Annotated in this window: 25 protein-coding genes; all 25 read right to left on the reverse strand. The window is 50.5% G+C overall.

Annotation, left to right across the window (positions count from 1 at the left end):
- Nucleotides 1–17: 17 nt before the first annotated feature.
- The 25 genes from FND36_09365 to spoIIIAC all read right to left on the reverse strand — a co-directional run bounded on the left by FND36_09365 (nucleotide 18) and on the right by spoIIIAC (nucleotide 24351).
- Nucleotides 18–1532: a 4Fe-4S dicluster domain-containing protein gene (locus FND36_09365; GenBank protein QDW74221.1), complete on the reverse strand. Its 1515-nt coding sequence runs from the start codon at nucleotides 1530–1532 to the stop codon at nucleotides 18–20.
- A gap of 141 nt (nucleotides 1533–1673) precedes the next feature.
- Nucleotides 1674–2681, reverse strand: a complete 1008-nt coding sequence (locus FND36_09370) for an aspartate--ammonia ligase (protein ID QDW74222.1) — start codon at nucleotides 2679–2681, stop codon at nucleotides 1674–1676.
- Nucleotides 2682–2683: 2 nt separating this feature from the next.
- Nucleotides 2684–5086, reverse strand: coding sequence for a homocysteine methyltransferase (locus FND36_09375; protein ID QDW74223.1), 2403 nt, complete (start codon nucleotides 5084–5086; stop codon nucleotides 2684–2686).
- 30 nt (nucleotides 5087–5116) lie between these two features.
- Complete coding sequence (locus FND36_09380) at nucleotides 5117–5788, reverse strand: Vitamin B12 dependent methionine synthase activation subunit (GenBank protein QDW74224.1); 672 nt, start codon at nucleotides 5786–5788, stop codon at nucleotides 5117–5119.
- An 18-nt stretch (nucleotides 5789–5806) separates the two neighbouring features.
- Nucleotides 5807–6676 carry a methylenetetrahydrofolate reductase [NAD(P)H] gene (gene metF, locus FND36_09385; protein ID QDW75596.1) on the reverse strand — a complete coding sequence of 290 codons (870 nt, stop codon included), beginning with the start codon at nucleotides 6674–6676 and terminating at the stop codon, nucleotides 5807–5809.
- A 101-nt stretch (nucleotides 6677–6777) separates the two neighbouring features.
- Complete coding sequence (glgA, locus tag FND36_09390; GenBank protein QDW74225.1) at nucleotides 6778–8214, reverse strand: glycogen synthase GlgA; 1437 nt, start codon at nucleotides 8212–8214, stop codon at nucleotides 6778–6780.
- A gap of 63 nt (nucleotides 8215–8277) precedes the next feature.
- Nucleotides 8278–9069, reverse strand: coding sequence for a sporulation transcription factor Spo0A (gene spo0A / locus FND36_09395; protein QDW74226.1), 792 nt, complete (start codon nucleotides 9067–9069; stop codon nucleotides 8278–8280).
- A gap of 119 nt (nucleotides 9070–9188) precedes the next feature.
- A complete protein-coding gene (gene spoIVB / locus FND36_09400; GenBank protein ID QDW74227.1) occupies nucleotides 9189–10253 on the reverse strand; it encodes a SpoIVB peptidase in 1065 nt (354 codons plus the stop codon).
- An 89-nt stretch (nucleotides 10254–10342) separates the two neighbouring features.
- Nucleotides 10343–12016, reverse strand: coding sequence for a DNA repair protein RecN (gene recN / locus FND36_09405; GenBank protein ID QDW74228.1), 1674 nt, complete (start codon nucleotides 12014–12016; stop codon nucleotides 10343–10345).
- A gap of 18 nt (nucleotides 12017–12034) precedes the next feature.
- Nucleotides 12035–12481 (reverse strand): arginine repressor, encoded by a 447-nt coding sequence (argR, locus tag FND36_09410; GenBank protein ID QDW74229.1) that lies wholly within the window; start codon nucleotides 12479–12481, stop codon nucleotides 12035–12037.
- Between the two features lie 3 nt (nucleotides 12482–12484).
- The gene (locus tag FND36_09415; protein ID QDW74230.1) at nucleotides 12485–13318 is read right to left on the reverse strand and encodes an NAD(+)/NADH kinase; all 834 of its coding nucleotides are present in this window, start codon (nucleotides 13316–13318) and stop codon (nucleotides 12485–12487) included.
- Nucleotides 13319–13329: 11 nt separating this feature from the next.
- On the reverse strand, nucleotides 13330–14142 hold the full coding sequence (locus FND36_09420) for a TlyA family RNA methyltransferase (GenBank protein QDW74231.1): 813 nt from the start codon (nucleotides 14140–14142) through the stop codon (nucleotides 13330–13332).
- Between the two features lie 3 nt (nucleotides 14143–14145).
- Nucleotides 14146–16008, reverse strand: a complete 1863-nt coding sequence (gene dxs / locus FND36_09425; GenBank protein ID QDW74232.1) for a 1-deoxy-D-xylulose-5-phosphate synthase — start codon at nucleotides 16006–16008, stop codon at nucleotides 14146–14148.
- Nucleotides 16009–16022: 14 nt separating this feature from the next.
- Nucleotides 16023–16925, reverse strand: coding sequence for a polyprenyl synthetase family protein (locus FND36_09430; GenBank protein QDW74233.1), 903 nt, complete (start codon nucleotides 16923–16925; stop codon nucleotides 16023–16025).
- A complete protein-coding gene (xseB, locus tag FND36_09435; protein ID QDW74234.1) occupies nucleotides 16909–17142 on the reverse strand; it encodes an exodeoxyribonuclease VII small subunit in 234 nt (77 codons plus the stop codon). Before xseB ends, FND36_09430 begins: the two co-directional genes overlap by 17 nt.
- Nucleotides 17135–18346, reverse strand: a complete 1212-nt coding sequence (gene xseA, locus FND36_09440; protein QDW74235.1) for an exodeoxyribonuclease VII large subunit — start codon at nucleotides 18344–18346, stop codon at nucleotides 17135–17137. The genes xseB and xseA overlap by 8 nt, the downstream gene beginning before the upstream one ends.
- Nucleotides 18347–18360: 14 nt before the next feature.
- Entirely contained in the window at nucleotides 18361–18759 is a 399-nt protein-coding gene (gene nusB / locus FND36_09445) for a transcription antitermination factor NusB (protein QDW74236.1), read from the reverse strand.
- A complete protein-coding gene (locus FND36_09450) occupies nucleotides 18760–19143 on the reverse strand; it encodes an Asp23/Gls24 family envelope stress response protein (GenBank protein QDW74237.1) in 384 nt (127 codons plus the stop codon).
- 77 nt (nucleotides 19144–19220) lie between these two features.
- Entirely contained in the window at nucleotides 19221–20822 is a 1602-nt protein-coding gene (locus FND36_09455; protein ID QDW74238.1) for a peptide chain release factor 3, read from the reverse strand.
- A 131-nt stretch (nucleotides 20823–20953) separates the two neighbouring features.
- Nucleotides 20954–21598 (reverse strand): SpoIIIAH-like family protein, encoded by a 645-nt coding sequence (locus FND36_09460; GenBank protein QDW74239.1) that lies wholly within the window; start codon nucleotides 21596–21598, stop codon nucleotides 20954–20956.
- Nucleotides 21599–21625: 27 nt separating this feature from the next.
- Nucleotides 21626–22225, reverse strand: a complete 600-nt coding sequence (locus tag FND36_09465; GenBank protein QDW74240.1) for a stage III sporulation protein AG — start codon at nucleotides 22223–22225, stop codon at nucleotides 21626–21628.
- Nucleotides 22215–22538, reverse strand: a complete 324-nt coding sequence (locus FND36_09470) for a stage III sporulation protein AF (GenBank protein ID QDW74241.1) — start codon at nucleotides 22536–22538, stop codon at nucleotides 22215–22217. The genes FND36_09465 and FND36_09470 overlap by 11 nt, the downstream gene beginning before the upstream one ends.
- A 16-nt stretch (nucleotides 22539–22554) precedes the next feature.
- On the reverse strand, nucleotides 22555–23742 hold the full coding sequence (locus FND36_09475) for a stage III sporulation protein AF (GenBank protein ID QDW74242.1): 1188 nt from the start codon (nucleotides 23740–23742) through the stop codon (nucleotides 22555–22557).
- Nucleotides 23739–24125, reverse strand: a complete 387-nt coding sequence (locus FND36_09480; protein ID QDW74243.1) for a stage III sporulation protein AD — start codon at nucleotides 24123–24125, stop codon at nucleotides 23739–23741. The genes FND36_09475 and FND36_09480 overlap by 4 nt, the downstream gene beginning before the upstream one ends.
- Nucleotides 24126–24156: 31 nt before the next feature.
- Complete coding sequence (gene spoIIIAC, locus FND36_09485; protein QDW74244.1) at nucleotides 24157–24351, reverse strand: stage III sporulation protein AC; 195 nt, start codon at nucleotides 24349–24351, stop codon at nucleotides 24157–24159.
- Nucleotide 24352 lies beyond the last annotated feature (1 nt).

Consider the following 24352-nt stretch of genomic DNA (forward strand, 5'->3'; position numbering starts at 1 on the left):
CGCCGGGGAGTTTCTTTCTAATCCAGCTCGATCTCTTCCAATTCCTTCGGCGGAATCTGTTTCGATGACGCCTTCACAAAATCTTTGATCTTTTTCTGGGCCTTTGCCACAGGGATATTGGTGCCCGCTCCGGCAACACAGCCGCCGGGACAGCCCATTCCCTCGATCAGGCATCCATTCATCTTTCCTGCTTTCGCCAAAGCCAGCGTCTTCTTGCACTCTGCCAGTCCTTCCGCGTGCTCGATATTGACTTCCACATCTGGATAATATTCCCGGATACATTTCTCGATCGCTTCCGCCACGCCGCCTGCGACCGCATACCCTCTTCCGGCTCCTGTGGCGTTGTGGAAGGAGGATTCCGCTTCATACTTTGTAAGATCAATATCTCTGGCATCAAACATAGCCTGAAGTTCTTCAAAGGTAATAACGAAATCCACATCACTGCGCACCGTTCTGCGCATGGCCTCTAACTTTTTGGCCGCGCAGGGTCCGATAAAGACTACTTTTGCTTCCGGATGTTTCTGCTTAATAGTCCGGGCAGTGGCTACCATAGGCGTCAGCTCCTGCGAAACTTCATCGATCAGATCTGGGAAATACTTTTTGGCCAGCATTGCCCAGGAGGGGCAGCAGGAAGTCAAAAGGAACGGCAGTTCTCCGGTGACTACTTTATCAACATAATGGTGCGCCTCCGCGATTGCCCCGATATCCGCTCCCAGGGCTACCTCATAGAATTCTTTAAAGCCCAGTTCCTGCAGAGCCGCTTTCAGATTTCTGGGTGTAATGTTATCTCCAAATTGACCGTAGAACGCGGGGGCGATCTCCGCAATGATCTCATCCCCGTTCTTCAGAGCGTGGGCCAGCTGGAAGATCTGGGATTTGTCCGAGATAGCTCCAAAAGGACAGCTTACCATACACATCCCGCAGGATACACATTTGTCCGAGTCAATATATGCCCGTCCCATCTTGTCTGATGTGATGGCGCCCACGCCGCACGCATGGGCGCAGGGACGCTCTTTTTTGGCGATCGCGTCATAAGGGCATACGGATTTACATTTTCCGCACTTGATACATTTCTCCTGGTCAATATAGGACTTCCCCTTGACAAAAGAAATCGCGCCCTTGGGACAGACCTCCATACAAGGATGCGCAAGGCAGCCTTTACACATATTGCTTACTTCATACCCCTTTTCCTCACAGGCTTCACAGGCAGAAGGAATCACCTGCATAAGCGGCGGCTCATAATATTTGTCAGAAATATTGCTGGCTTCTACTCCCGCCGTCAGATGTACCGGTTTATTCTCCGGACGCAGGGAAAGCCCCATGGCGAGTCTGAGCCTCTCTCTGACAATAGCTCTTGCCCGGTATACACTTTCCCGATATTTAACTTTTGTATCCTCGTTGACAATCTTATATGGGATTGCCTCCATATCATCGTTTAAGGTGTCATCGTTGGACTGAAAACCAAGTCTTGCCACCTCTTCAAACACCTTTCTTCTGATCCTTCTGACCGTTGTGTCCAATCCTCTCATCATAACAGCCGTCCTCCTGATCTTTACTGATTTTGGTCGTTCTGCTAATACTATAAATAGCTGTTAATTTCTTGTCAACCCGGTTTTCTGTTCAATTTTCCGTACATTAGAAAAAAATCGGCCAGGCATGATCCTGGCCGATTTTTATAACAGGAATATCTTGTGTTCTTTACAGATTTTTCTCATTTCTTCCGGCCATATACTTGCCTGCACCTCTCCTACATGAGCCCGGTCCAGAAGCAGCATACACAGCCTGGACTGGCCGATGCCGCCGCCGATCGTATAGGGAAGTTCTCCGTTTAAGAGCATCCGGTGATAAGGCAGAGTCCTGCGGTCTTCACACCCAGCTTTTTTCAGCTGCTCTTCCAGAGACTTTTCATCCACCCGGATTCCCATGCTGGAAATCTCCAGAGCGCAGTCCAATGTATCAAACCAGAACAGGATATCTCCATTCAGCTGCCAGTCATCGTAGTCCGGCGCCCGGCCATCGTGAGGTTTGCCGCTTTCTAATTTCTCTCCGATCTTCATCAGAAATACACATCCGTATTCCTTGGCGATCAGGTTTTCTCTTTCCTTAGGAGTCTTATCCGGATAGCGGTCTTCCAGTTCCTGCGTGGTGATAAAAGCCACGCTGTCCGGCAGATGTTTGACTGCCTGAGGGTATTTATACCACACTTCGTGCTCCATATGCTTGATGATCTTAAAGATATGGCGGACCGTATCTTTTAACACGTCGATCGTCCTGTCTTCTTTGCGGATCACTTTCTCCCAGTCCCACTGATCCACATAGCAGGAGTGGAGATTATCCAGCTCTTCGTCCCGGCGGATCGCGTTCATATTGGTGTAAAGTCCTTCTCCCGGTTGGAAACCGTACTCTTTCAGCGCCATCCTTTTCCACTTAGCCAGCGACTGCACCACTTCCATCTCTTCTCCGGGAACTCCGGCAATATCGAAATGCACCGGGCGTTCTACCCCGTTCAGGTTATCGTTAAGACCGCTGCTTTTCGCCACGAACAGCGGAGCAGAGATCCTTTCCAGATTCATTTCTTTTCCAAATTCCTTCTGGAAGGTATCCCGGATATATTTGATCGCTTCCTGTGTCTCCCGCACGCTTAAGCGCGGATCATAACGTTCTGGTAAAATAAGTCCCATGTCTAATTCTCTCCTTTGAATAAATTCTGTGTATAGTATACGGACTGCATCGCATCTCTGCCATAAAAATCGGCGCCGATCATATCGGCATATTCCTGGTTCAGGACCGCTCCCCCCACCATTACCTTACAGTCAGGTTTCTCTCTTCGCAGCAGTTGGATCGTCTCTTCCATACTGACTACCGTCGTCGTCATAAGCGCGCTTAACCCCACCAGACGGACGTCCTCTTTTACCGCTGTTTCTGCCACCTGTTCCGGCGGAACGTCTTTTCCCAGATCAATCACATGAAATCCGTAATTTTCCAGCAGTACCTTGACGATATTCTTCCCAATATCATGGATATCGCCTTTGACGGTTGCAAGGATCACCTTTTCCTTTTTCTGGTCCCCGTCTGTATTCTCCGGCATCTGCTCCTTTAACACGGCAAAGGCGATCTTGGCCGCATCCGCGCTCATCAGAAGCTGGGGCAGGAACAGCGTTCCTTTTTCAAATCCTTTTCCCACCTCATCCAAAGCCGGGATCATCTCTTCATTGATGATATCTAAAGGCGCCTTTTCTTTCAGAAGCCGCAAGGCGCCCCGGTGGGCTTCCTCTTTCAGTCCCTTCTCAATGGCCTCTTTCAGGGAAAGCCTTTCTTCCGTCTTTACTGGAACCGCAGGGCTCTGGTTCCCGTAGACTCGGATGTATTCCTCGCAGTTTTTATCATATTCCATTAATGCGCAGTAAGCGTGATAGGACCGCATCATGTCCTGAGACAGAGGGTTGATGATCCCCGCGCTCAGTCCTTTCTGCAGCGCCATGGTAAAGAAATTGGCGTTGATCACAGGGCGGGCAGGCAGGCCGAAGGAAATATTGGATACTCCCAGCACCGTACAAACGCCGTAGGCTTGACGCACTCCCTCCAGGGCCTCCAGAGTGGTCCTGGCCCCGGCCGGGTCAGAACTGATGGTCATAGCCAGCACGTCGATCACAATATCTTTCTTGGGGATCCCGTAGCGGGCCGCCTCCCGGATGATCTTCCCGGCAATCTCCACCCGGCCCTGGGCAGTCGCGGGGATGCCGTTTTCATCCAGCGTCAGCCCCACTACCACGCCGCCGTATTTCTGGATCAGCGGGAATACTCCGTCCATGATCTCCCGTTTGCCGTTGACAGAGTTGATCATCGGTTTCCCATTGTAGATGCGCATAGCCGCTTCCATGGCTCCCAGATCCACCGTATCGATCTGCAGGGGCAGGCTGGTCACGCTCTGCAGCTCGGTCACCACCTCTTTCATCATCTCCGTCTCGTCGATATCTGGAAGCCCCACATTCACATCCAGGATATGGGCTCCCCTATCCTGCTGGTTTACTCCTTCTGTCAGGATATAGTCCAGGTCGCGGTCTTTGAGGGCCTGCTTGAACCGCTTTTTCCCGGTGGGGTTGATCCGTTCTCCAATGATCACCGGTTTCTCTCCCAAGATGACCGCCTTTCCATAAGAAGAAACAATGGCCGCTTCCTTAGGAACGGGAAGGTTTCTCTCCTCAAACGCCTTCGATTCCCGGACCCTCTCGATCATCTTTTGGATATGGCCCGGCGTGGTGCCGCAGCAGCCTCCGACCAAGGCCGCTCCCTTCCTTACGATCTCTTCCATATAAGCGGCAAATTCTTCTGGCTCTACGTCATAGAAGACTTCTCCGTCTTTTTGTTTTGGAAGTCCCGCATTGGGCTTTACGATCACTGGAAGGGATGTATACTGTAAGATTTCTTCCAGGATCGGGATCATCTGGGCCGGTCCCATTCCGCAGTTGATGCCAAGCGCATCCACCCGCAGTCCTTCCAGAAGGGCTACCACAGACGGAACATCTCCGCCGGTCAGGAGTTTTCCTTTCTCGTCAAAGATCATGGTGGCGAAAACCGGAAGGCTGGTGTTCTCCTTTGCGGCCAGTACCGCCGCTTTCACCTCATAAGTGTCGCTCATGGTCTCTATATGGATCAGATCCGCTCCGGCCCGTTCCCCGGCCGCGGCCGCTTCCCGGAAAGCCGCGTAAGCGTCCTCAAAACTCAGATCTCCCATGGGTTTCAGCAGTCTGCCTGTGGGCCCCATATCCAGAGCAGTATAAACTTCTCTTTCATTTCCCACTTCCAGGCTGGCCGCCGTTTTCACATTTTCCACCGCGGCCTGGATCACTGTTTCCAGATTGCAGCCGTCATCGTGATATTTTAACGCGTTTGCTCCAAATGTATTTGTCAGCACGATATCACTCCCCGCCGCGAAATACTGGCGGTGGATATCGATCATCTCTTCTCTGCGGCTGATATTCCAGCTCTCCGGCAGTTCACCGGGGGCAAGTCCCCGCTCTTGGAGAAGGGTTCCGGTCCCGCCGTCGAAAAACAGCAGTTCCTTTCCCAGTCGTTCTCTTAGCATCTGTCAGCTCCTTTCTCCTCTTTTGTCATCTCACTCTTGTCTTCGGTACGGACAGTCTGTCTTCTGGCAGGCCTCACATCCCTGTCTGCGGCAGGGAATCTTCTCTGCCGACAGTCCCATGACTGCCGTTACCGACTTGGTTGGCGTCAGCATACAGCCTTCTGTCATCGTCAGGCCGATGCGTTTCGGCGCTTCCAGAAGACGCAGCAGTTCCTTTTGATGCTGGATGGAAAAGTCGCCGTATCCCGGACTGAACCTTGGCCTTGGATACAATCCTTCCAATTCCAGTTCTTCCTTCATCTTCTCCTGCCAGCTATCCAGGTATTCTTCCAGATCCGCGGCCGCGCAGGCCTGCAGGATCACCGCCCGCGTCATATCTGTCCGGCTGTATTTCCTAAGCAGAAGATCCACCTGCGCCCCCAGCGTGGCCGCCAGAAGGATCATCTCCCCACAGCCCTTTAAATTTCTGGCAAGGCCATGGCTGCGGACTTTCATTCCCTCTGTCTCGATCCAGTCTTCGCCTGGGAAGGACACTGATTTTCTCTGCCACACGATCCTTTTTTCTCCGATGCCATCCAGCACTTCCAGCGCCTCCCGGATCAGATCCAGCGTCTGTCCGTCCGCTTCTTTTCTTCCATATCCAAGATACCGGACCGCTTCCCGGATCCGGATATCCCTATCTTTGTCTTTCCGTCTGTCCATGGATTGTCTTTTGCCCCTCTAGTGCTTTACGATCTCAGACAGATTGCGCATGATCGCCGCGGCCACTTCCGGTTTATTCATGGAATATACGTGCACATGATTGATCCCGTTGGCGAACAGATCGATGATCTGATCTGTAGCGTACGCGATTCCCGCCTGTTTCATCGCCGCCGGATCCTCTCCAAAACGATCCAGCACATCCCGGAAGCGCTGAGGAAGTACGGTCCCAGACATCTCGCAGATCGTCTTCATCTGGCTTCCTCTCGTCACCGGCATGATCCCCGGAAGGATTGGCACTGTGATCCCAGCCTCCCGGACACGGTATAAGAAATTATAAAAAATATTATTATCGAAAAACATCTGAGTGGTCAAAAAGTCCACTCCTTTGTCTACTTTCTCTTTTAAATGGCTGATATCTTCCTTCCGGTTTGGCGCCTCCACATGTCCCTCCGGATAGCACGCCGCCCCAATGCAGAAATCCCCTTCCTTTTTGATCTCTTCGATCAGTTCGCTGGCATACCGATATTGATTCGGCAGCGGGAACTCTGATTCCTTTGGAATATCTCCCCTAAGGGCCAGGATATTTTCAATTCCTCTTTCTTTCAATTCATCGATCACCTTATGTACATGCTCTCTTGTAGATGAAACGCAGGTCAGATGAGCCAGGCTCACCGTATCCAGATCATCCTTGATATGAGCCGCGATATTAACAGTATTGGCACTGGTTCCGCCGCCAGCCCCGTAGGTAACGCTGATGTAGGAAGGATTCAGCGCGGCGATCTTGTCCGTAGCATTCAGTACGCTTTCAAAAGCCGCTTCCGTTTTGGGCGGGAATACCTCAAATGATATGTGCGGTGTCGTTTCCTTTAAAATATCTCGGATCTTCATCATTTGTCCTCCTTTTACCTTACTTAAGAAAGAGCAAAGCCCCGGACTTTGCTCTTTCCTCTGCTTTCCTTGATACAGCGATTCTTGCGCGTTTTGTATCTTTACATATTATCGTAGAGTTCCTCGTACTGTCTGGCAGAATTATTCCAGGAGAAGTCTTTTTGCATTCCCCGCTCTACGATCTTGTTCCAGTCTCTCTTCTTGTCATAATAAATCTGCTCCGCATACCGGACTGTTCCCATCATCTCATGAGCATTGTAGTTGCAGAAACTGAAACCTGTCCCTGTCTTTTCATACTCATTATACGGTTCCACTGTATCCTTCAGGCCTCCCGTCTCCCTCACGATCGGAACCGTGCCGTACCTAAGGCTCATCAACTGACTCAAGCCGCAGGGCTCAAAAAGAGACGGCATGAGGAAGGCGTCGCATCCGGCATAGATTTTGTGGGACAGTTCCTCTGAATAGAAAATATTGGCGGATACTTTATCCGGGTATTTCCAGGCAAAATGCCGGAACATATTCTCATACTGATCCTGTCCTGTGCCAAGTACAACGATCTGGATCGCGTCCTGGCACAATTCATCCATCACATAGGCGATCAGGTCGAATCCTTTTTGATCCGTCAATCTGGAGACGATCCCGATCATCATGGTCTTATGATCTGCCGGAAGACCAAGTTCCTGCTGCAGCGCAGTCTTGTTTTTGACTTTCTCTTTTCTGAAATTGTCTACGCTGTAATTTTTCGCGATGTGAGTATCGGTCTGGGGGTTATAGTCTTCATAGTCGATACCGTTCACGATTCCTGACAGGCAATTGGACCTGGCGTTCATCAGTCCGTCCAGCTTCTCGCCATAGAACGGCATCTTGATCTCTTCCGCGTAGGTACTGCTGACGGTGGTCACCCGGTCGGCATATACAATTCCTCCTTTGAGGTAATTGGCATCTTTGTACGCTTCCAGCTTATCCGGCGCAAAATAGTATTTCGGCAGGCCCGTAATATCCATTACCCGTTTGGTATCCCAAGTTCCCTGGAACTTCAGGTTATGTATGGTCATGATCGTTTTGATCCCACGGAAATATTCGTTTCCGTAACGGAAGTTGTCCAGATACACAGGAATGAGACCGGTCTGCCAGTCATGACAGTGGATGATATCCGGCCGGAAGTCGATGAGCGGCAGCGCGCTTAAGACCGCCTTGGAGAAGAACGCAAATTTTTCGATATCCGCGTACATATCCCCATACGGCGCGTATCCATTGAAATAGTACTCATTATCTATAAAATAGAACGTAATTCCCTCGTACTCCAACTCCAGGATCCCAACGTATTGTTTTCTCCAGCACAGATCCATATAGAAATGGGTACGGTACGCAAGGCGCTGTTTCCACTCGTCTTTCATACACATATACTTTGGAAGCATCACCCGTACATCATATTTTTCTTTATTGAAATATTTTGGTAAAGAACCTACAACATCTGCCAGTCCTCCTGTTTTGATGAAAGGGACCGATTCGGATGCCGCAAAAAGTATTTTTTTCATGGCTTTTCCTCCCAACCTCACGATATACGTTATTATATCGCATTTTTTCCCGGAAGAAAAGCCTTATCTGTTTTTATATTCCAGACGGATCGTGTCCGCGATCAAGGCAATGAACTCGGAATTCGTCGGCTTTCCCTTTCCATTGCTGACCGTATAGCCAAACAGCTCGTCCAATGTATCCAGCTTTCCTCTGCTCCAGGCAACCTCTATGGCATGCCGGATCGCCCGTTCCACCCGGCTGGCCGTAGTCTGATGGAGTTTGGCCACCGTGGGGTAGAGGACTTTGGTGATGGCGTTTAATACGTCCATATCCTCCACCGCCATAAGAATCGCATCTCTTAAGTAATGATATCCCTTAATATGTGCCGGTATCCCGATCTCATGGATCATATCGGTCACCCTGGCTTCCAGATTCACCTCTGGCTGGACGGACAAGGTCTTCTCTTCTCCTTGGAATCCCCCGGTCCGATTCTGGATCATCCGGTTTGTATTTTTAATCCTTCCAAGCACCACATCATTGTTGAAAGGCTTTAGAATATAGTAATTCGCCCCCTTTTTGAAGGCATCTTCTGTGATTCTCTCCTGTCCCACGGCTGTAATGACGATAAACGCCGGATGCTTTTTGATCTCTCCATCCGTATTGACCAGATCCATAACACTTAAACCGTCCATTTTCGGCATGATCAGATCCAGAAGGACAACGTCCGGCTGTTTTTCTTTGATCAGCTCGTACACATCCTCGCCATTATTCGCTCTTCCTACCAGATTCAGCTCCTTGTCGCTGTCGATGATTTCGCCAAGCAGGTCCAGGATTCTTTCATTATCGTCGGCTATTGCTACGTTTATTTCACTCATTTTGCGAAATACCTCCTTTCTCGTACAATAAAACCGTCATGACCAATTATATATTTCGCCATATTTCAATTCAAGAAATTGCTGTCGTAAAAAGCAGACATCATGCGACTATTTTCACGCTATTCTACATTTTTCAACATGTTTTCAATGAAAACACCGTATCCCTTCGCTGGGTCATTGACAAAAACATGGGTGACCGCACCCACCAATTTCCCGTTCTGGATTATAGGCGAACCGGACATCCCCTGCACGATCCCCCCTGTCACATCAAGGAGGGCCTGGTCTGTTACTTCCAGTTCCAGTCCTTTATTGGCCTCTTGTGCCTCTGTGTCGATTTTTGTGATCCGAATGTCGTACTCTTTTACTTCTCCTTCTACCGCGCAGCGGATTTTGGCAGGGCCTTCCTGGATCTCTTCTTTGGCCGCCGTCTCCATAGGCTCCTGATCAGAGAATAAGGTGTCTATACGCTGGATGGTGCCGTATATTCCTTCTTCTGTATTTTTCTCTACCGTTCCCAGGATATTATAATTATTGTAGACAATGATTCCCTCCATACCTCCGGGAGTTCCGTTGGCCCCTTTTTGGATATCTTTGATACTGGTCGCATAGAGGGTCCCTTCCGAAATATCCAGAAGATCACTGGTATCTGTATCATGGATGCCGTGTCCCAGCGCTCCAAATTTGCTGTCCACATTCAAAAATGTGATCGTTCCAAGTCCCTGGGTATTGTCCCTTACCCAGATTCCCAGCTTATACTCTCCCCCAGGGCACTGCACCGCCTGGGTCCTGACGTCTATGGTCCGTCCGTTTCTTACCACTGTCAGCACCACATCCTCTTCTGTCAGGGTTTCCACCGCTTGGATCAATTCCGATTTATTATGGATCCTTGTCCCATCCATTTCTACGATATAGTCGCCTGCCTGCACCAGATTCTGGGCCGGCTCGTATTCGTTTCCGTCCATCCCTTCTATTTCATCTGTTCCAAGAACCATTACTCCTTCTGTCTCCAGATAAATTCCTACTGGCATGCCTCCCGGTATCACCATGGTCTCATCCGATGTATCGGCGCTGACTTCTTTGGGGAACTGCTGCCGGTAGCTGTGAATAAGATACCAGCTTCCTCCCGTAGCCGCGGTAAATATTACGATCATGATCAAAATCCTTCGATACCAGTATTTTTTCATAGTTTTGTTCCTTTCTTTTCAACTTAAAAAGACAGGCATCATTTCCGATGCCTGTCTTAGTATATGGAGTTTTCTCTTTTTCCATCCTTCTATTTTGCAGTTCCTGCAAGTTCTTTCATCTCTCTGGCATTTTCCAAAACCCGGTCCGTGATCTTGGCGCCTCCTAAGATCCTGGCCAGTTCCTGAATAGAGGCTTCTTCGTCCAGCTTCCGGATCTGGGTCTTAGTGTCCATCTTTTCCACCGTTTTTTCAATCACATAATGGGAATCTGCCATGGCGGCGATCTGAGCCAGATGGGTAATGCAGATCACTTGGTGGGTCCTGCCGATCAGCGCCATTTTCTCAGATACTTTCTGCGCGGTCCTTCCGCTGATCCCCACATCGATCTCGTCAAAGATCAGCGTTTCAATATCATCCCGTTTTGCCATCACCGTACGGATCGCCAGCATGATCCTGGACAATTCTCCGCCGGAGGCTACATCCTTCAGCGGACGCAGCGGCTGACCCGGATTCAGGGAGATCATAAATTCCACATCGTCTGTTCCATTTCCCGTATAGGTTTCCAATGCCTCAAAATGGATCTGAAAGCGCACATCCGCGAAATTTAATTCTTCCAGTCCTTTCTGGACTGACTCCTCCAGGATGGACGCCTGGCTTTTCCGGATTTTGCTTAATCCCTGACAGGCTTTAGAAAGCCTCTCTTTTTCCTGTTCCATTTTCTCTTTCAGGCCCTGGATATATGTTTCATAATCCTCCAGCCTGGCCATCTTCTCTGCCTGACGTCCCTGATAATCCAGGATCTCATCGATGGTATTTCCGTATTTCACCTTCAGACGGTTGATCTCATTGAGCCGATTTTCCGTCTCATAAAATTCTTCCTCTGAAAACTCACACTCTTTGCTGTAATCCGACAGTTCCCTGTTAAAATCATTGAGAAGGCTGTCCACTTCCATCAACTGGTCCTGAAGCTGTCTGGCACGCTCGTCGCAGTCAGCCGCTTCCGCAAGCGCGCGGATCGCCCGGCTTAGATTCTCGCTGGCGCTGTCTCCATCTTCACTTGTATAGCGATAAGCTTCCGCGGCTCCCTGGGCGATCTTCCTGCCGTTTGCCATACGCCGGTAGAGCGTCTCTAATTCTTCGTCCTCTCCCTTCACAAGCGCCGCTTCTTCAATTTCCTTTATCTCAAATTCCAGGAAAGAAAGCTCCTTCGCCCGTTGGGACTCATCCATTCCCGCTTCTTCCAATTCCTTCCAACAGGCTTTGTAAGCCTGGTAAGCTTCCCGGACTTTCTGCTTCCACGCTCCCGCTTCCTCTCTTGCGAAAGCGTCCAGGATCTCCAGATGATTCTTTTTGTAAAGAAGGGATTGATGCTCATGCTGTCCGTGGATATCGATCAAAACCTGGGATACTTCTTTTAAGAGCGCCATGGTCACCGTCTCTCCGTTGATCCGGCTCACACTGCGGCCTTCCATCAGCCGGCGGCTTAAGACCACCATCCCTTCTTCCGGAAAGATATCCAGTTCTTTTAACTTTTCTTCCTGCCGGGGATTCTCAACCTGGAACGTCAGCTCCACAAAGCCGTAGTCCGCCCCGTTCCGGATGATATCTTTCGTATATCTTCCTCCCAAAGCCAGGTTCACAGAACCCAAAATAATAGACTTCCCGGCTCCCGTCTCTCCTGTCAGGATATTTAGGCCTTCTTCAAATTCTACTTCGATCTCGTCGATCAGCGCGAGATTTTTCACATGCAAACTGCGTAACATACTGCCTCCCGTCACCCGTCAGATGATCTTGCTGATTTTATCCATCACCTTTATCGTATCTTCCACACTTCGGATCGCGCACATGATCGTATCGTCCCCGGCAATGCTTCCCACCACTTCTTTCCATTCCATGGCATCGATAGCGGCGCACACAGCCATCGCCATCCCAGATACGGTTTTGATCACAAGGATATTCTGGGCCATATCCATAGATACAAATCCGTCCCGCAGCACCCGGATATACTTCTCGCCCATCTCGCTGTCTCCGCTCTGATGAGGGGCATACCGCTGCTTTCCTTCTCCGGCAGGGACTTTGGTCAGCTTCAGATCCCGGATGTCTCTGGATACCGTTGCCTGGGTCACCTTGAACCCCTCCTGGTTCAGATAAGAGGCCAGTTCTTCCTGCGTCTCAATCTGATATTTGTTGATCAGTTCGATGATCTTCGCGTGTCGGTTTACTTTCATGTTCTAATTTCCTTTCATCTTTCTGCGCAGCATTTCCAGAAAACTGATCCTGCTAAGCCGCATCAGCCTGGTAGAAGCGCCGGCTTTCCGAATGGTCACTGTATCTCCTGTCACAAGCGGCATGGTATCCGCCCCATCGAAGGCTACCATGGCTTCTTCCACCGCTTCATGGCGTCCCTCGGCGATCTCTACTACAATTTCATCCTCCGCGGACAAGACAATGCTGCTGGTGTTCAGCGCGTGGGGGCAGATGGGCGTGATCACGATCATAGAAGCCGTCGGCTCTACGATAGGGCCTCCCGCTGACAGGTTATAAGCGGTAGAACCGGTAGGCGTGGAGATGATGACGCCGTCCGCCTCATAGGTGTTCAAGAGTTCCCCATTCACATAGATTCGGAAATGAATGATCCGGATCTCTGTTTTCCTGGAAACTACAATATCATTCAAAGACACGTCTTTTCGTCCATCTGATAAGATCCCTTCCAGCATCATCCGGTCTTCCAGGCCATATTCGCCTCTGAGGATCTGCTCGATGGCTTCATCAATATGGTTGACTTCCACTTCTGTCAGATATCCCAGTGTTCCCATATTGATTCCTAATACCGGGATATTCCGGCCTTGGAGAAGCCTCGCTACTTCGATCAGGCTTCCGTCCCCGCCGATCACCACCGCGCAGTCGATTTTCTCTGGAACGCTCTCTCTGATAATCTGCTTATTCTCGTCTTTCCGGCACAGCACGCAAGTTTTCCCCGCCTTCTCAAGCAGCTTCTTTACCCTGGCGGTCACCTGTCCGTCCGCGTCTTTTCCGTCATTTGTCACAATAAAAAAGTGCTCCATCTTTCTCTCCCTTATCCTTTTGCCAGCGCGGCAAACGCCTGCTCCACCGTCTCATCAATATCCACGCCGGAAACAGTCTCTCCCTCTTCCCTCCGGCATTTTTTTAAATGGACCAGATATTCGATATTTCCCTCCGGCCCCCGAATTGGAGAATAATCCAGTTCCAGCACATCAAATCCAATCTGGCGGGCATATCCTGTCACCTTTTCAATCACTTCCCGGTGGGTCGAAGCTTCCCGGACGACGCCTTTCTTCCCTACCTTCTCTCTTCCCGCCTCAAACTGAGGCTTAATGAGAGCCGCGATCTCCCCGTCTTCTGTCAGATAGTCCCGGATCGGCTTTAAGACTTTGGTCAGGGAAATAAAGGACACATCAATGGAGGAAAACTCTACCGGTTCTCCAATGTCTTCCGGAGTCACATAGCGGATATTGGTCTTCTCCATACATACTACCCGCTCATCCTGGCGCAGTTTCCAGTCCAGCTGTCCTCTTCCCACATCGATGGCATAGACTTTTTTCGCTCCGTTCTGCAGCATACAGTCTGTAAATCCTCCTGTGGAGGAACCTACGTCTGTGCAGACCTTTCCTTCCACAGACAGGTCGAATTCCCTCAGCGCTTTCTCCAGTTTCAGCCCTCCCCGGCTTACGTAAGGGAGGGTATGGCCCCGCACTTCAATCCGGCACTGGTCGTCGAACGCGGTTCCCGGTTTATCCTCTTTCTGTCCGTCTACATAGACATTTCCAGACATGATCACCGCTTTCGCTTTCTCTCTGGAAGAGGCCAGATTCCGTTTTACCAAAAGCACATCCAAACGTTCTTTCATCTTCTACAGCTCCTTATAGGTTTCCAGGATCCGCCTGGTCATGGATTCCTGGTCCAAGCCCGATGCTTTGCGCAGAATGTCCACATTTCCATGCTCCACATAATCATCCGGCAGGGATATAGGAAGAATCCGTACCTTCAGTCCTTTCTCCGCCGCGTACCGCTGTACCCGCTCTCCAAAAGCGCCGGAAGGCACATTCTCCTCGATCACCGCGATCAGGCGGTGTTCTTTGGCCAGACGATCAATCATCTCTTCATCCAAAGGTTTCACAAACCGGGCATTAATAAGACTGCAGGAATATCCTTCCTGTTTCAAATGTTCCCGAACGGCGGCCGCCTCCTGAAACATATGTCCCACACTCAGAAGAGCGATCTCTTTCTCTTCATAGATCATTTCGCTTTTCCCCAGTTCGATCGGAGCCCGGAATTCCTGATATCCGTCATAAGCGGCCCCTCTTGGATACCGCAGCGCCACAGGGCCGCTGAAATCCAGGGCAAACCGCAGCATGTCCGCCAGCTCCCATTTATTCTTGGGGGAAAGGATGGTCATATTGGGGATGCTTCCCAGATAAGACAGATCAAAAATTCCCTGATGCGTCTCTCCATCGCTTCCCACCAGTCCTGCCCGGTCTACCGCCAAGACAACCGGAAGATTCTGCAGTCCCACGTCATGGATCAACTGGTCATAGCCTCTCTGGAGAAACGAAGAATAGACCGCAAACACCGGCTTTACCCCTCCAGCGGCCAAGCCGGCCGCAAAGGTCACCCCGTGTTCTTCCGCGATGCCCACATCGAAAAACCGGTCCGGAAACATTCTCCGGAACCGGGACAGCCCGGTTCCGTCAGCCATAGCCGCGGTGATCGCCACCAGATTCGGATTCTTTCTGGCCTCATCGCACAACACTTTCCCAAATACATCTGTATAAGTGTCCTTCTTGTCACCGGAACAGACTTCTCCTGTCTCCACGTCAAAAGGTCCTACTCCATGGAACTTATCCGGCGCCTTCTCCGCCGGAGCGTATCCTTTGCCTTTCTGCGTCAGCACATGCAGCAAGACAGGGCCTTTGATCTTCTTCGCTTCCCGAAAAGCCCGGCACAGCATTGGAAGATTATGGCCCGGCACCGGTCCCAGATACGTGATCCCCATGTCTTCAAAAAACATTCCCGGCACTACCAGCTGCTTGATACTGCTTTTGGTCCTGCGGATCTTCTCGATCATAGGATCCCCCACTACCGGTATCTTATGGAGCGTATCCGTAACTCCCTTCTTAAGTCCTGTGTAAAAATCCGCCGTTCTAAGCTTGGCCAGATATTTGGACATGCCTCCTACATTTTCAGAAATGGACATATAATTATCATTGAGTACAATGATGAAGTTTGTCTCCAAATGAGAAGCGTTATTCAATGCTTCGTAAGCCATCCCGCCTGTCAAAGAGCCGTCTCCGATCACGGAAACCACCTGGTAATCCTCACCTCTTAAATCTCTGGCAGACACATACCCCAGCCCCGCGGAGATCGAGGTGGAACTGTGCCCCGTATCAAACGCGTCGCAGGGACTTTCTTTGCGCTTCGGAAACCCGCTCATCCCTCCGTATCTGCGCAGATCATCAAACCCTTCTCTCCGACCGGTCAAAAGCTTATGGGTATAAGACTGATGCCCCACATCCCAGATGATCTTATCCTCTGGAAGCTGAAACATCAAATGCAGAGCCATGGTCAGCTCCACCACGCCCAGGTTGGAAGCCAGATGTCCTCCTGTCCTGCTCACCTTCTCGATCAGAAACTGCCGGATCTCTCCAGCCAGAATTTCCAATTCCTCCCCATTTAACTTCTTGATATCATTTTCCTTTTGTATCCGTTCCAGCATATCAGCCACTCCTTCTACCTGTCTCTGTGGATCAGCCGGATCAGAAGCTGTTCCAGATATTCATTCTCCCCAGGAAGTGTCTTAAGGAGCCGGACCGCTTCCTGGGATTTTGCTTCCACAAGCCGGGCGGCTTCCTGCGCGCCCATCAGGGTCACATAGGTAGTCTTCTCATTCTTCTCATCGCTGTGCACCGGTTTTCCCAGCACTTCCGGCGTACTGGTCACATCCAGGATATCATCCTGGATCTGGAACGCGATGCCCACACTGGAGGCAATCTTTTCCACCGTCTGGACTTCTTCTTTGGAAGCGCCGGCCAGAATTGCGCCCACCATCATTGCCGCCTCGATCAGAGCCGCCGTTTTCAGTTCATAGATCGTATCCAGGACTTCTTTCTCTATTGCCTGGCCTGTTTTGCCCACATCAATGACTTGTCCGCCGATCATCCCATAGATACCGGCTTTCTTTCCCAGCGTCTGGAGAGCCTCTCCGATCTGTACATGCTCTTCCGGCGCCAGGGCAAAAGCCCGGAAGGATGTCTCGAAGGCATAATTCAAAAGCGCGTCCCCTGCCAGGATGCCCATGTCTTCCCCGTATACCACATGAGTGGTCTTGCGGCCTCTCCGGTAGTCGTCATTGTCCATAGCCGGCAGGTCGTCGTGGACCAGGGAATAGGTATGTATCATTTCAATGGCCGCCATAAAAGGCGCCAGAGCCTTTGATCCTCCTCCAAACAGCCGGTGGGTCTCCCGCATGAGCATGGGACGCAGCCGTTTTCCCCCTGCCATCAGGCTGTACTCCATCGCTTCCATGATCACGCTCTGGTATCCCTGCTTCCCCGGCAGGTACTGCCTTAAAATTTCTTCGATCTCCCGTACTTTCTCTTCCTGTTGTCTATGAAAATCATTGTTCGAATTCATGAACTTCTCCCTCTTCATCCAATACCAGCATTTTTTTCTCGATCTTGTCGATCTTGTCATTACAGGATTTCAGCATGTCCATTCCTCTGTGATAAAGGGCAAAACTCTCTTCCAGAGAAATATCTTCCGCTTCCATCTTCTGGATCAGCTTCTCCAGTTTATCAAAGGTCTGATCTAAAGTTTCTTCCTGTTTCTGTTCCTCTTGCTTTTCAGCCATGCTGTTCCTCCTTCTTATCCAGGACCTCCGCCCGGACCCTTCCATCGGTCACATAGACCTCCAGAACTGCTCCTATCCCGGCCTGTTTGATACTTTTTAGGGCTTTCCCGTCTTCTGCCTGCACATAAGCATATCCTTGATTCAGTTTCTCCAGGGGAGATAAGGCCCGCATTTTCTCCAGATACAATTCCATCCGGTGGCGGGTTTTAAGAAGTGTCTGTTCTGCCCTGGCCCGCATCCGTTCTTCCAGATCCGCCAGACGCTGCCGGTTATCAGCGATCCGTGTCCTTGGATGCAGATATTCCAGACGGATAGATACGGATTTCAGCCGGGCGCGCCACAACTCCAGCTTCTGACGCAGGACGCGGCCCATCCTCCCTTCCAGCTCCCTGATCCGTTCCTGGGTCTGGTAAAGATCATATACCGCAAGCTCCGCCGCCGCGGAAGGCGTAGGCGCCCTTAAGTCCGCCGCAAAGTCCGCGATCGTAGTGTCTGTCTCATGTCCCACCGCCGAGATGATCGGCGTCCGGCAGTTGAAGATAGCACGGGCTACTACTTCTTCGTTAAACGCCCACAGATCCTCTATAGAACCTCCGCCTCTTCCTACAATGATCACATCTACGTCAGATCGATCCAGCAGTTCTATCCCTCGGACAATACTTTCCTTGGCTCCCTCTCCCTGCACTTTGGCCGGATATAAGATCAACTGCACATAGGGATTCCTTCGCCTGGAAATATTGATGATATCCCGGACAGCCGCCCCTGTGGGAGCCGTCACCACACCTACCCTGGAAGCGTAGGCGGGGATCTCCTTCTTATATTCCCGCGCGAACATCCCCATCTCTTCCAATTCCCTCTTCAATGCCTGGAATCTCTCGTAGAGGGCTCCTTCTCCATCCAGCCGGATCTCCTTGGCGTAGAGTTGGTAGGAGCCGCTCCTTTCGTAGACATTCACCTGGCCAAATACGATCACCTGCTGTCCTTCTCCCATACGAAAAGAGAGTCCGCCGCGCTGCCCCGCGAACATAACGCAGGCAATCGTTCCAGACTCATCTTTCAGTGAGAAATATATGTGGCCTGAGGTGTGGTATTTGCAATTGGACACCTCACCTTTCACGTAGATGCGGCCAAGCATGTAATCCTGAGTAAACATATTTTTAATATAAGCGTTGACCTGCTTCACCGTATAAACATTCTGTGCCATAGCTCACCCCGGACTTAATCTGCCAGACGCGCCAGCACTCCGTTGATAAACGAAGGCCCGTCAGGACCACTATACTTTTTCGCCAATTCTACAGCTTCATCGATGGCCACTCCTACCGGCACATCTTCATCCCATTTCATCTCATAGACCGCCAGTCTTAAGATCGTAAGATCCACCTTGTTCATGCGGCTGGTCTTCCATCCTTTTGTATGGGAATTGATCAAAGCATCGATCTCTTCTGTCTTCTCGGCGATCTTTCCAGCCTTTGTCTGAATGTATTCCAAATCCTTTTCTTTGGCATCTTCAAGCTGCTCAAAATAAAGCTTCATCTGTTCGGACATCTCTGTCTCTTCATTGAATTCCAGTCCGAATATCATTTTAAAGATATGTTCTCTTTGCTCTGTCCTCTTCACTTATGCTTCCTCCGGCACGTCAACTCCGGCAACGCGGATATTCACATCCGCCACCTCAAGGCCCGTCATGTTCTCGATGGCCGCCTTTACCTTCTCCTGTACCTGAGAAGTGATCTCTTTGATCTGGTATCCGTATTTCAGGTTCAAGGCAAGGGACACTGTCACGATTCCTTCCAGTACGTCTACCTTAACGCCTTTCGATAAAGATTTCATCCCCAGCTTGCCGATCAGCTCTCTGGTGGCGTTCCCCGCCATAGAAGCCACCCCTTCTACTTCCATTGCCGCAAGTCCCGCAATGATAGCCACGACCTCGTCCGCGATCTTAACCTCTCCAAGATTCTCGTCGTTCTTTATGGTATACGCGTTTCTCTCTTCTTTTCCCATTGCAACAACCTCCTGTCTGGTTTTACACTTCTTATGATTATACCAAATTTAACCTGTGTTTACAAGAGCGCCCGGTCCTATCTGCCGAATTCTTCCAGGATCAACCCTTCATTCCTCTCCTGAGTCATCCGGATACTCCACTCGTTGACGAATAAAAGGAGGGGACGCCCTTTCAGATCTTTGACTTTCTTCATATCGGAAGTTCCGGAGAGCTTGTCCATATCAATCTCCTCATTTCCGATCCACCGGATGTATTCATAGGGCAGGCTGTCCAAACGAATCTCTACTTTATACTCATTTTCCAGCCGGTATTTCAGCACATCGAACTGGAGAACTCCCACTACTCCGACAATGATCTCTTCCATCCCTGTATTATATTCCTGAAAGATCTGGATGGCTCCTTCCTGAGCGATCTGGTTGATGCCTTTGATAAACTGTTTTCGTTTCATGGTGTCCACCTGCCGGACCCTGGCAAAGTGTTCCGGCGCAAAGGTAGGGATCCCTTCATAGGCGAAGCGGTCGCCGGAGGCAGTCAGCGTATCTCCGATAGAAAAGATGCCCGGATCAAACACACCGATGATATCTCCCGCGCATGCCTGTTCTACCATCCTGCGTTCACTGGCCATCAGCTGCTGGGGCTGGGAGAGGCGCACTTTCTTTCCGCCCTGCATATGCCAGACATCCATGCCCGCCTCAAACTCCCCAGAGCAGATCCGCATAAAAGCGATCCGGTCCCGGTGGGCCTTGTTCATATTTGCTTGTATCTTGAAGACAAAGGCGGAAAAATCCGGTTCTGACATCGGATCGATAAGCCCCTGATCTGACATTCTGGGAAGGGGAGGCGTAGTCATCTTCAGGAAATGCTCCAGAAATGTCTCCACCCCAAAGTTGGTCAGCGCCGACCCGAAAAATACCGGCGACAGCTCTCCTTTGCTTACTAATTCCTGGTCAAAAGCCGCTCCCGCTCCATCCTGCAGCTCGATCTCTTCTTCTAACTGGACTCTCTGGGAATCGGTGATCAGCCAGGAAATCTCCGGGTCTGCGATATCTACCTTCTTGACCTCACCCTGGGTCGTTCCTTTCTGGGTATCTGAAAAGATTTCTACTTTCTTCGTCTCCCGGTCATAGACGCCCCGGAATTCTTTGCCTGAACCGATGGGCCAGTTAATGGGACAGGTGGCGATTCCAAGTTCTGTTTCAATATCATCCAGAAGCTCGAAGGTATCCATAGCTTCCCGGTCCATCTTGTTGATAAACGTAAAAATAGGGATATGGCGCATGGTACATACTTTGAACAGCTTGCGGGTCTGGGCTTCCACGCCCTTGGAAGCGTCAATGACCATCACCGCGGAATCCGCCGCCATCAGCGTCCGGTAAGTGTCCTCCGAAAAATCCTGATGTCCCGGAGTATCCAGGATATTGATGCAATATCCCTCATAATTGAACTGCAGTACAGAAGAAGTTACCGATATTCCTCTTTCCTTTTCGATCTCCATCCAGTCCGACACCGCGTGTTTCGCGGTAGCCTTTCCCTTCACGCTTCCCGCCTGGTTGATCGCTCCGCCATACAGCAGGAACTTCTCTGTCAGCGTGGTTTTTCCCGCATCTGGGTGGGAAATTATGGCAAATGTCCGCCGTTTCTCGATCTGCTTTTTCAATTCATTCTTTATCTCGCCCATGACTGTACACTCCTAAATGTATTATATCCTCTCTAAACGCACTTTAAACAGTATAACATAAGAGAGAATACAGCTCAAGCAAAACCAAACAGAACCAGTTCAGATGTACATGGCTGAACTGGTTCTGTCTCCTACTCCTCCGCTTTTTCCCCCTCCGCGTATACAGGCGTGATCACAATATTTTCCGCCGCCACTCCCGTCTTTCTTGTCACAATATCTTCGATCTGCGCCCGGTTGGCGTCGCTTAATTCCGCCGCGTTGACCACTACATCCGCAGAGTCTTCCGTCAGACTGACTACTGCTTCACTGAATCCTTTCGAGGCAAGAAGCGTCTCTGCCGCCGCCTCCTTTTCCGCCATTTCTGTCATAGCCACCATCTGGTTGACCGCTTCCTGCTTCTGCTCATCACTTAAGTTTTCATTGTCAATGATCTCCAGCAGAGATTCTTTGTTCTGGGCCCGGACCTGTTCTCTTGTCACCTTGGCTTCCGCTACCACGCCGCTGGCCTCTCCGCTTGTTAGTACCGCTTCTCCCGGCGTCCCTTCCACGCTTCCGTCCTCAGCTTCTGAATCCTGGCTCTTGATATCTTCTGAGGAAGCGGCCGTATCTTCCTGTGAGATATCCAAAAGTTCCTGGCTTGCCAGATCGGCATTAGCCTCCGCGGCGCTGTCCTCATCGGCAAACAGCCGCCCTGAATAATTCAGATATCCCGCCGCCGCGATCATGACTGCCAAAACCGCAATGATGATCTGATTTTTTTTAAAGATTCGCTTCACTGTCTCTTTCCCTCCTGGCAATAGATTTTAATTCTTCTTCATTATCCTAATCTTATGCGTGTCTATCCCAAATAATGCTTGGACCGCTTCTGTAATATTCTGTACTACCACCGGGTCGTCTCCGCCTTGAGCCAGCACCACCACTCCTTCCACCTGGGGCGTGATCTCTTTGCTCACGTAGGGCTGCTGTCCCTGGGAATCGTCCTCTTCATAAACCGATGTCTCCGTGCTTGTGGAATTGCTGGTAGTCCGGGTCCCTCCCTGGCTGTCAGACTCTGTTACCGTCTCTTCTCCCGCTTCTACATCCTTCTCCACCACCCTTTCCGCGGAAGACTCCAGCGTGACCATAACAGCCACTTCCCCGGCGCCCTCCATCTGGGAAAGGACCTCAGACAAATGCTCCTCCATATACCGGGCGTAATCCTCTTGCGAAATACTCCCGCCCGTTTTCCCGCCTGCCCCTGTTTCTTCCTCCTGCCGGCTTTCCTTTGACTGATTCTCTGTCGGTACAGCGATCACCAGCAGGAGGATCCCCGCCAGGAACAGAATCAGGATCTGGTCTTTCTTCCATTTCCCCAACCGCAGCTTTTCTATCCATCCGCTGATCTGCTTCTTCTTATCTTCCAATCCGGATCTCCTCCACTTCCATCGGTTCTTCTTCCTGGGTTCCTACTGCTTCTGCTTCTTCCTGGAATCCAGAAACCTCTTCCATCTGCTCTAACTCTTTCAGATACTCCTGGCTCTGATACAGTTCCCGCAGCTGCCCTTCCATTCCAAACAGTTTCAGCACCGGAGACAAGACCAGCAGGATCAGGACAAGCCCGGTAAAAAAGCGGATATATTTCTGATAGCCGGATTCCGGCACGATGTGCAGCAGCGCCGTGACTAACACCAGATAAAAAGCAATATTCCGGATCCATTCATATAGATAATCAAACATCTTCTCCCATCCTTTCTCACAGGTCTGTCAGCGCCGCCACAATAACGATCGTCAAAAGAAACAAAAGAGCTGTGGTAAACACCACGCGCATCAGCAGACGGCACCCATCTCCCACGCTTTCTACACATCCAACGATTCTTTTATCAGAAACCGGCTGAATCAGAGCCGCCGTCAATTTGTACATGATCACGATACACCCGATCTGTACCAGAGGACCGACGCAAAGGGCTATGCAGATCACCGCTCCCGTCATCCCAATGCCGTTTTTGATCAGGACGGCCGTCCCAAGCACTACTTCTGTCACTCCCCCGATGGCATCCCCGATTCCAGGAATCGCCTCCGCTCCCCTTGTGATAGCGCTCTGTTTGATAGAATCAATGGCCGGGCTGATCAGCCCCTGGATCACATTTAAGCCCACCACACAGGCCAGAAGGGTTTTTAATGTCCAGGAGATTCCCATCTTGATAAGTCCCGCAAATTTGCTCAAGTATTCTTCTTTGGAAAGGAAATCCAGTACCCGGATCATAAAGTAAATATGGATCACCGGAAGAAGGAATCCCACGATCAAAAGCTGAGCCAGATAGATCAAGAACAGCACCAGGTTATAAAACGCTACCGCCGTCACACTTCCTTTTGCCGCGGCAACCGCCAGAAAGTAAATCGGGCAGAAGACTCCCATGAAGTCGGTAAGATCTTCAATCCCTCCGCCGACCCAGTCTGTCACCGCCTGGAAGGAATTTAAGCACAGGGCGATCAGAAGGATGTAGAGAATATAAAAGCTGACCTCTGAAATCTGACGGTTCTGGAACACGCTGGAGAAATTGGAGAAAACCGCGGCGATCACGGCGATCAAAAAGATATGTCCTAAGTTTTCCCCGCAGCTTCGCAGGGCGTAAAAGAACTGATCCATCACCAGCCGGTTTAAGAGCTGGGCGGACAGCGTCATATCTCCAGATAAGATCTCCATCAGGGTTTCCTTAAAATCCAGCTTTTCCTCCGGAAATAATTCTTCCAGAGAATCGTCAATCCCGCTGAAATCAAACTGTTCTAATACCTCTTCTTTCGCGGCGTCCTCCTGCCCCTCTTCGCTTATGCTGCCCGCGCCAGGGTCGGAAGCCCGCGCCGGAAGAACCGCGCCCCACAGAGCCGCCGCCAGCAGGACTGCTGTCAAAACCCACTTTTTTCCTTTCCTTCTCCCCTTCATGACAGGAACTCCCCAACGGTTTCTAAGAGGGCCGTCAAAATGGGCATACTCAGCACTAAGATCGTTAATTTCCCAAAGATTTCAATCTGTTGGGCGATGGTCTGGTATCCGGCATCTTTGCAGATGCTGGAAGCGAATTCGGCAATATAGGTGATTCCCAGCATCTTGATGAGGGTTCCTATGTAGGCGCCGTCCAGACTGATATAACCCCCGATCATGTCCACGGCTTCTGTGATCACCTGCAGATGCCCCAGGATTCCAAAGAAGATCACCAGGCTCAGTCCCGCGCTGATATAGATTCCGTATTCGGTTTTTCCTCCTTTAAACTGGACCGCCAGAAGGACCCCTGCTACTCCAATGATCCCTGCCTGCACGATATCCATGTTTTGTCCCCCTTATTTGATCGATGCCTTTCTACAGCGAGAACAGATTCTGGATCGCTTCAAACAGATCGTAGATATAAGGTACGATCCAAAACAGCACCAGGAGCAGTCCCGCAAGGCTTGTCAGAAACGCTTGTTCCTCTCTTCCGCTGTGTTTTAAGACCTGGCTTAACACCGAGACCAAGATCCCCACCGCCGCAATTTTAAATATTAAGTTTACACTCATG

Source organism: Lachnospiraceae bacterium KGMB03038 (assembly GCA_007361935.1).
In the GTDB taxonomy this organism is placed as follows: domain Bacteria; phylum Bacillota; class Clostridia; order Lachnospirales; family Lachnospiraceae; genus Massilistercora.

Excerpts from the sequence above, each read along its gene's own strand:
- FND36_09365 (QDW74221.1), bottom strand. The coding sequence starts at position 1,532 with ATGATGAGAGGATTGGACACAACGGTCAGAAGGATCAGAAGAAAGGTG.
- FND36_09370 (QDW74222.1), bottom strand. The coding sequence starts at position 2,681 with ATGGGACTTATTTTACCAGAACGTTATGATCCGCGCTTAAGCGTGCGG.
- FND36_09375 (QDW74223.1), bottom strand. The coding sequence starts at position 5,086 with ATGCTAAGAGAACGACTGGGAAAGGAACTGCTGTTTTTCGACGGCGGG.
- FND36_09380 (QDW74224.1), bottom strand. The coding sequence starts at position 5,788 with ATGGACAGACGGAAAGACAAAGATAGGGATATCCGGATCCGGGAAGCG.
- metF (QDW75596.1), bottom strand. The coding sequence starts at position 6,676 with ATGAAGATCCGAGATATTTTAAAGGAAACGACACCGCACATATCATTT.
- glgA (QDW74225.1), bottom strand. The coding sequence starts at position 8,214 with ATGAAAAAAATACTTTTTGCGGCATCCGAATCGGTCCCTTTCATCAAA.
- spo0A (QDW74226.1), bottom strand. The coding sequence starts at position 9,069 with ATGAGTGAAATAAACGTAGCAATAGCCGACGATAATGAAAGAATCCTG.
- spoIVB (QDW74227.1), bottom strand. The coding sequence starts at position 10,253 with ATGAAAAAATACTGGTATCGAAGGATTTTGATCATGATCGTAATATTT.
- recN (QDW74228.1), bottom strand. The coding sequence starts at position 12,016 with ATGTTACGCAGTTTGCATGTGAAAAATCTCGCGCTGATCGACGAGATC.
- argR (QDW74229.1), bottom strand. The coding sequence starts at position 12,481 with ATGAAAGTAAACCGACACGCGAAGATCATCGAACTGATCAACAAATAT.
- FND36_09415 (QDW74230.1), bottom strand. The coding sequence starts at position 13,318 with ATGGAGCACTTTTTTATTGTGACAAATGACGGAAAAGACGCGGACGGA.
- FND36_09420 (QDW74231.1), bottom strand. The coding sequence starts at position 14,142 with ATGAAAGAACGTTTGGATGTGCTTTTGGTAAAACGGAATCTGGCCTCT.
- dxs (QDW74232.1), bottom strand. The coding sequence starts at position 16,008 with ATGCTGGAACGGATACAAAAGGAAAATGATATCAAGAAGTTAAATGGG.
- FND36_09430 (QDW74233.1), bottom strand. The coding sequence starts at position 16,925 with ATGAATTCGAACAATGATTTTCATAGACAACAGGAAGAGAAAGTACGG.
- xseB (QDW74234.1), bottom strand. The coding sequence starts at position 17,142 with ATGGCTGAAAAGCAAGAGGAACAGAAACAGGAAGAAACTTTAGATCAG.
- xseA (QDW74235.1), bottom strand. The coding sequence starts at position 18,346 with ATGGCACAGAATGTTTATACGGTGAAGCAGGTCAACGCTTATATTAAA.
- FND36_09450 (QDW74237.1), bottom strand. The coding sequence starts at position 19,143 with ATGGGAAAAGAAGAGAGAAACGCGTATACCATAAAGAACGACGAGAAT.
- FND36_09455 (QDW74238.1), bottom strand. The coding sequence starts at position 20,822 with ATGGGCGAGATAAAGAATGAATTGAAAAAGCAGATCGAGAAACGGCGG.
- FND36_09470 (QDW74241.1), bottom strand. The coding sequence starts at position 22,538 with ATGTTTGATTATCTATATGAATGGATCCGGAATATTGCTTTTTATCTG.
- FND36_09475 (QDW74242.1), bottom strand. The coding sequence starts at position 23,742 with ATGAAGGGGAGAAGGAAAGGAAAAAAGTGGGTTTTGACAGCAGTCCTG.
- FND36_09480 (QDW74243.1), bottom strand. The coding sequence starts at position 24,125 with ATGGATATCGTGCAGGCAGGGATCATTGGAGTAGCAGGGGTCCTTCTG.
- spoIIIAC (QDW74244.1), bottom strand. The coding sequence starts at position 24,351 with ATGAGTGTAAACTTAATATTTAAAATTGCGGCGGTGGGGATCTTGGTC.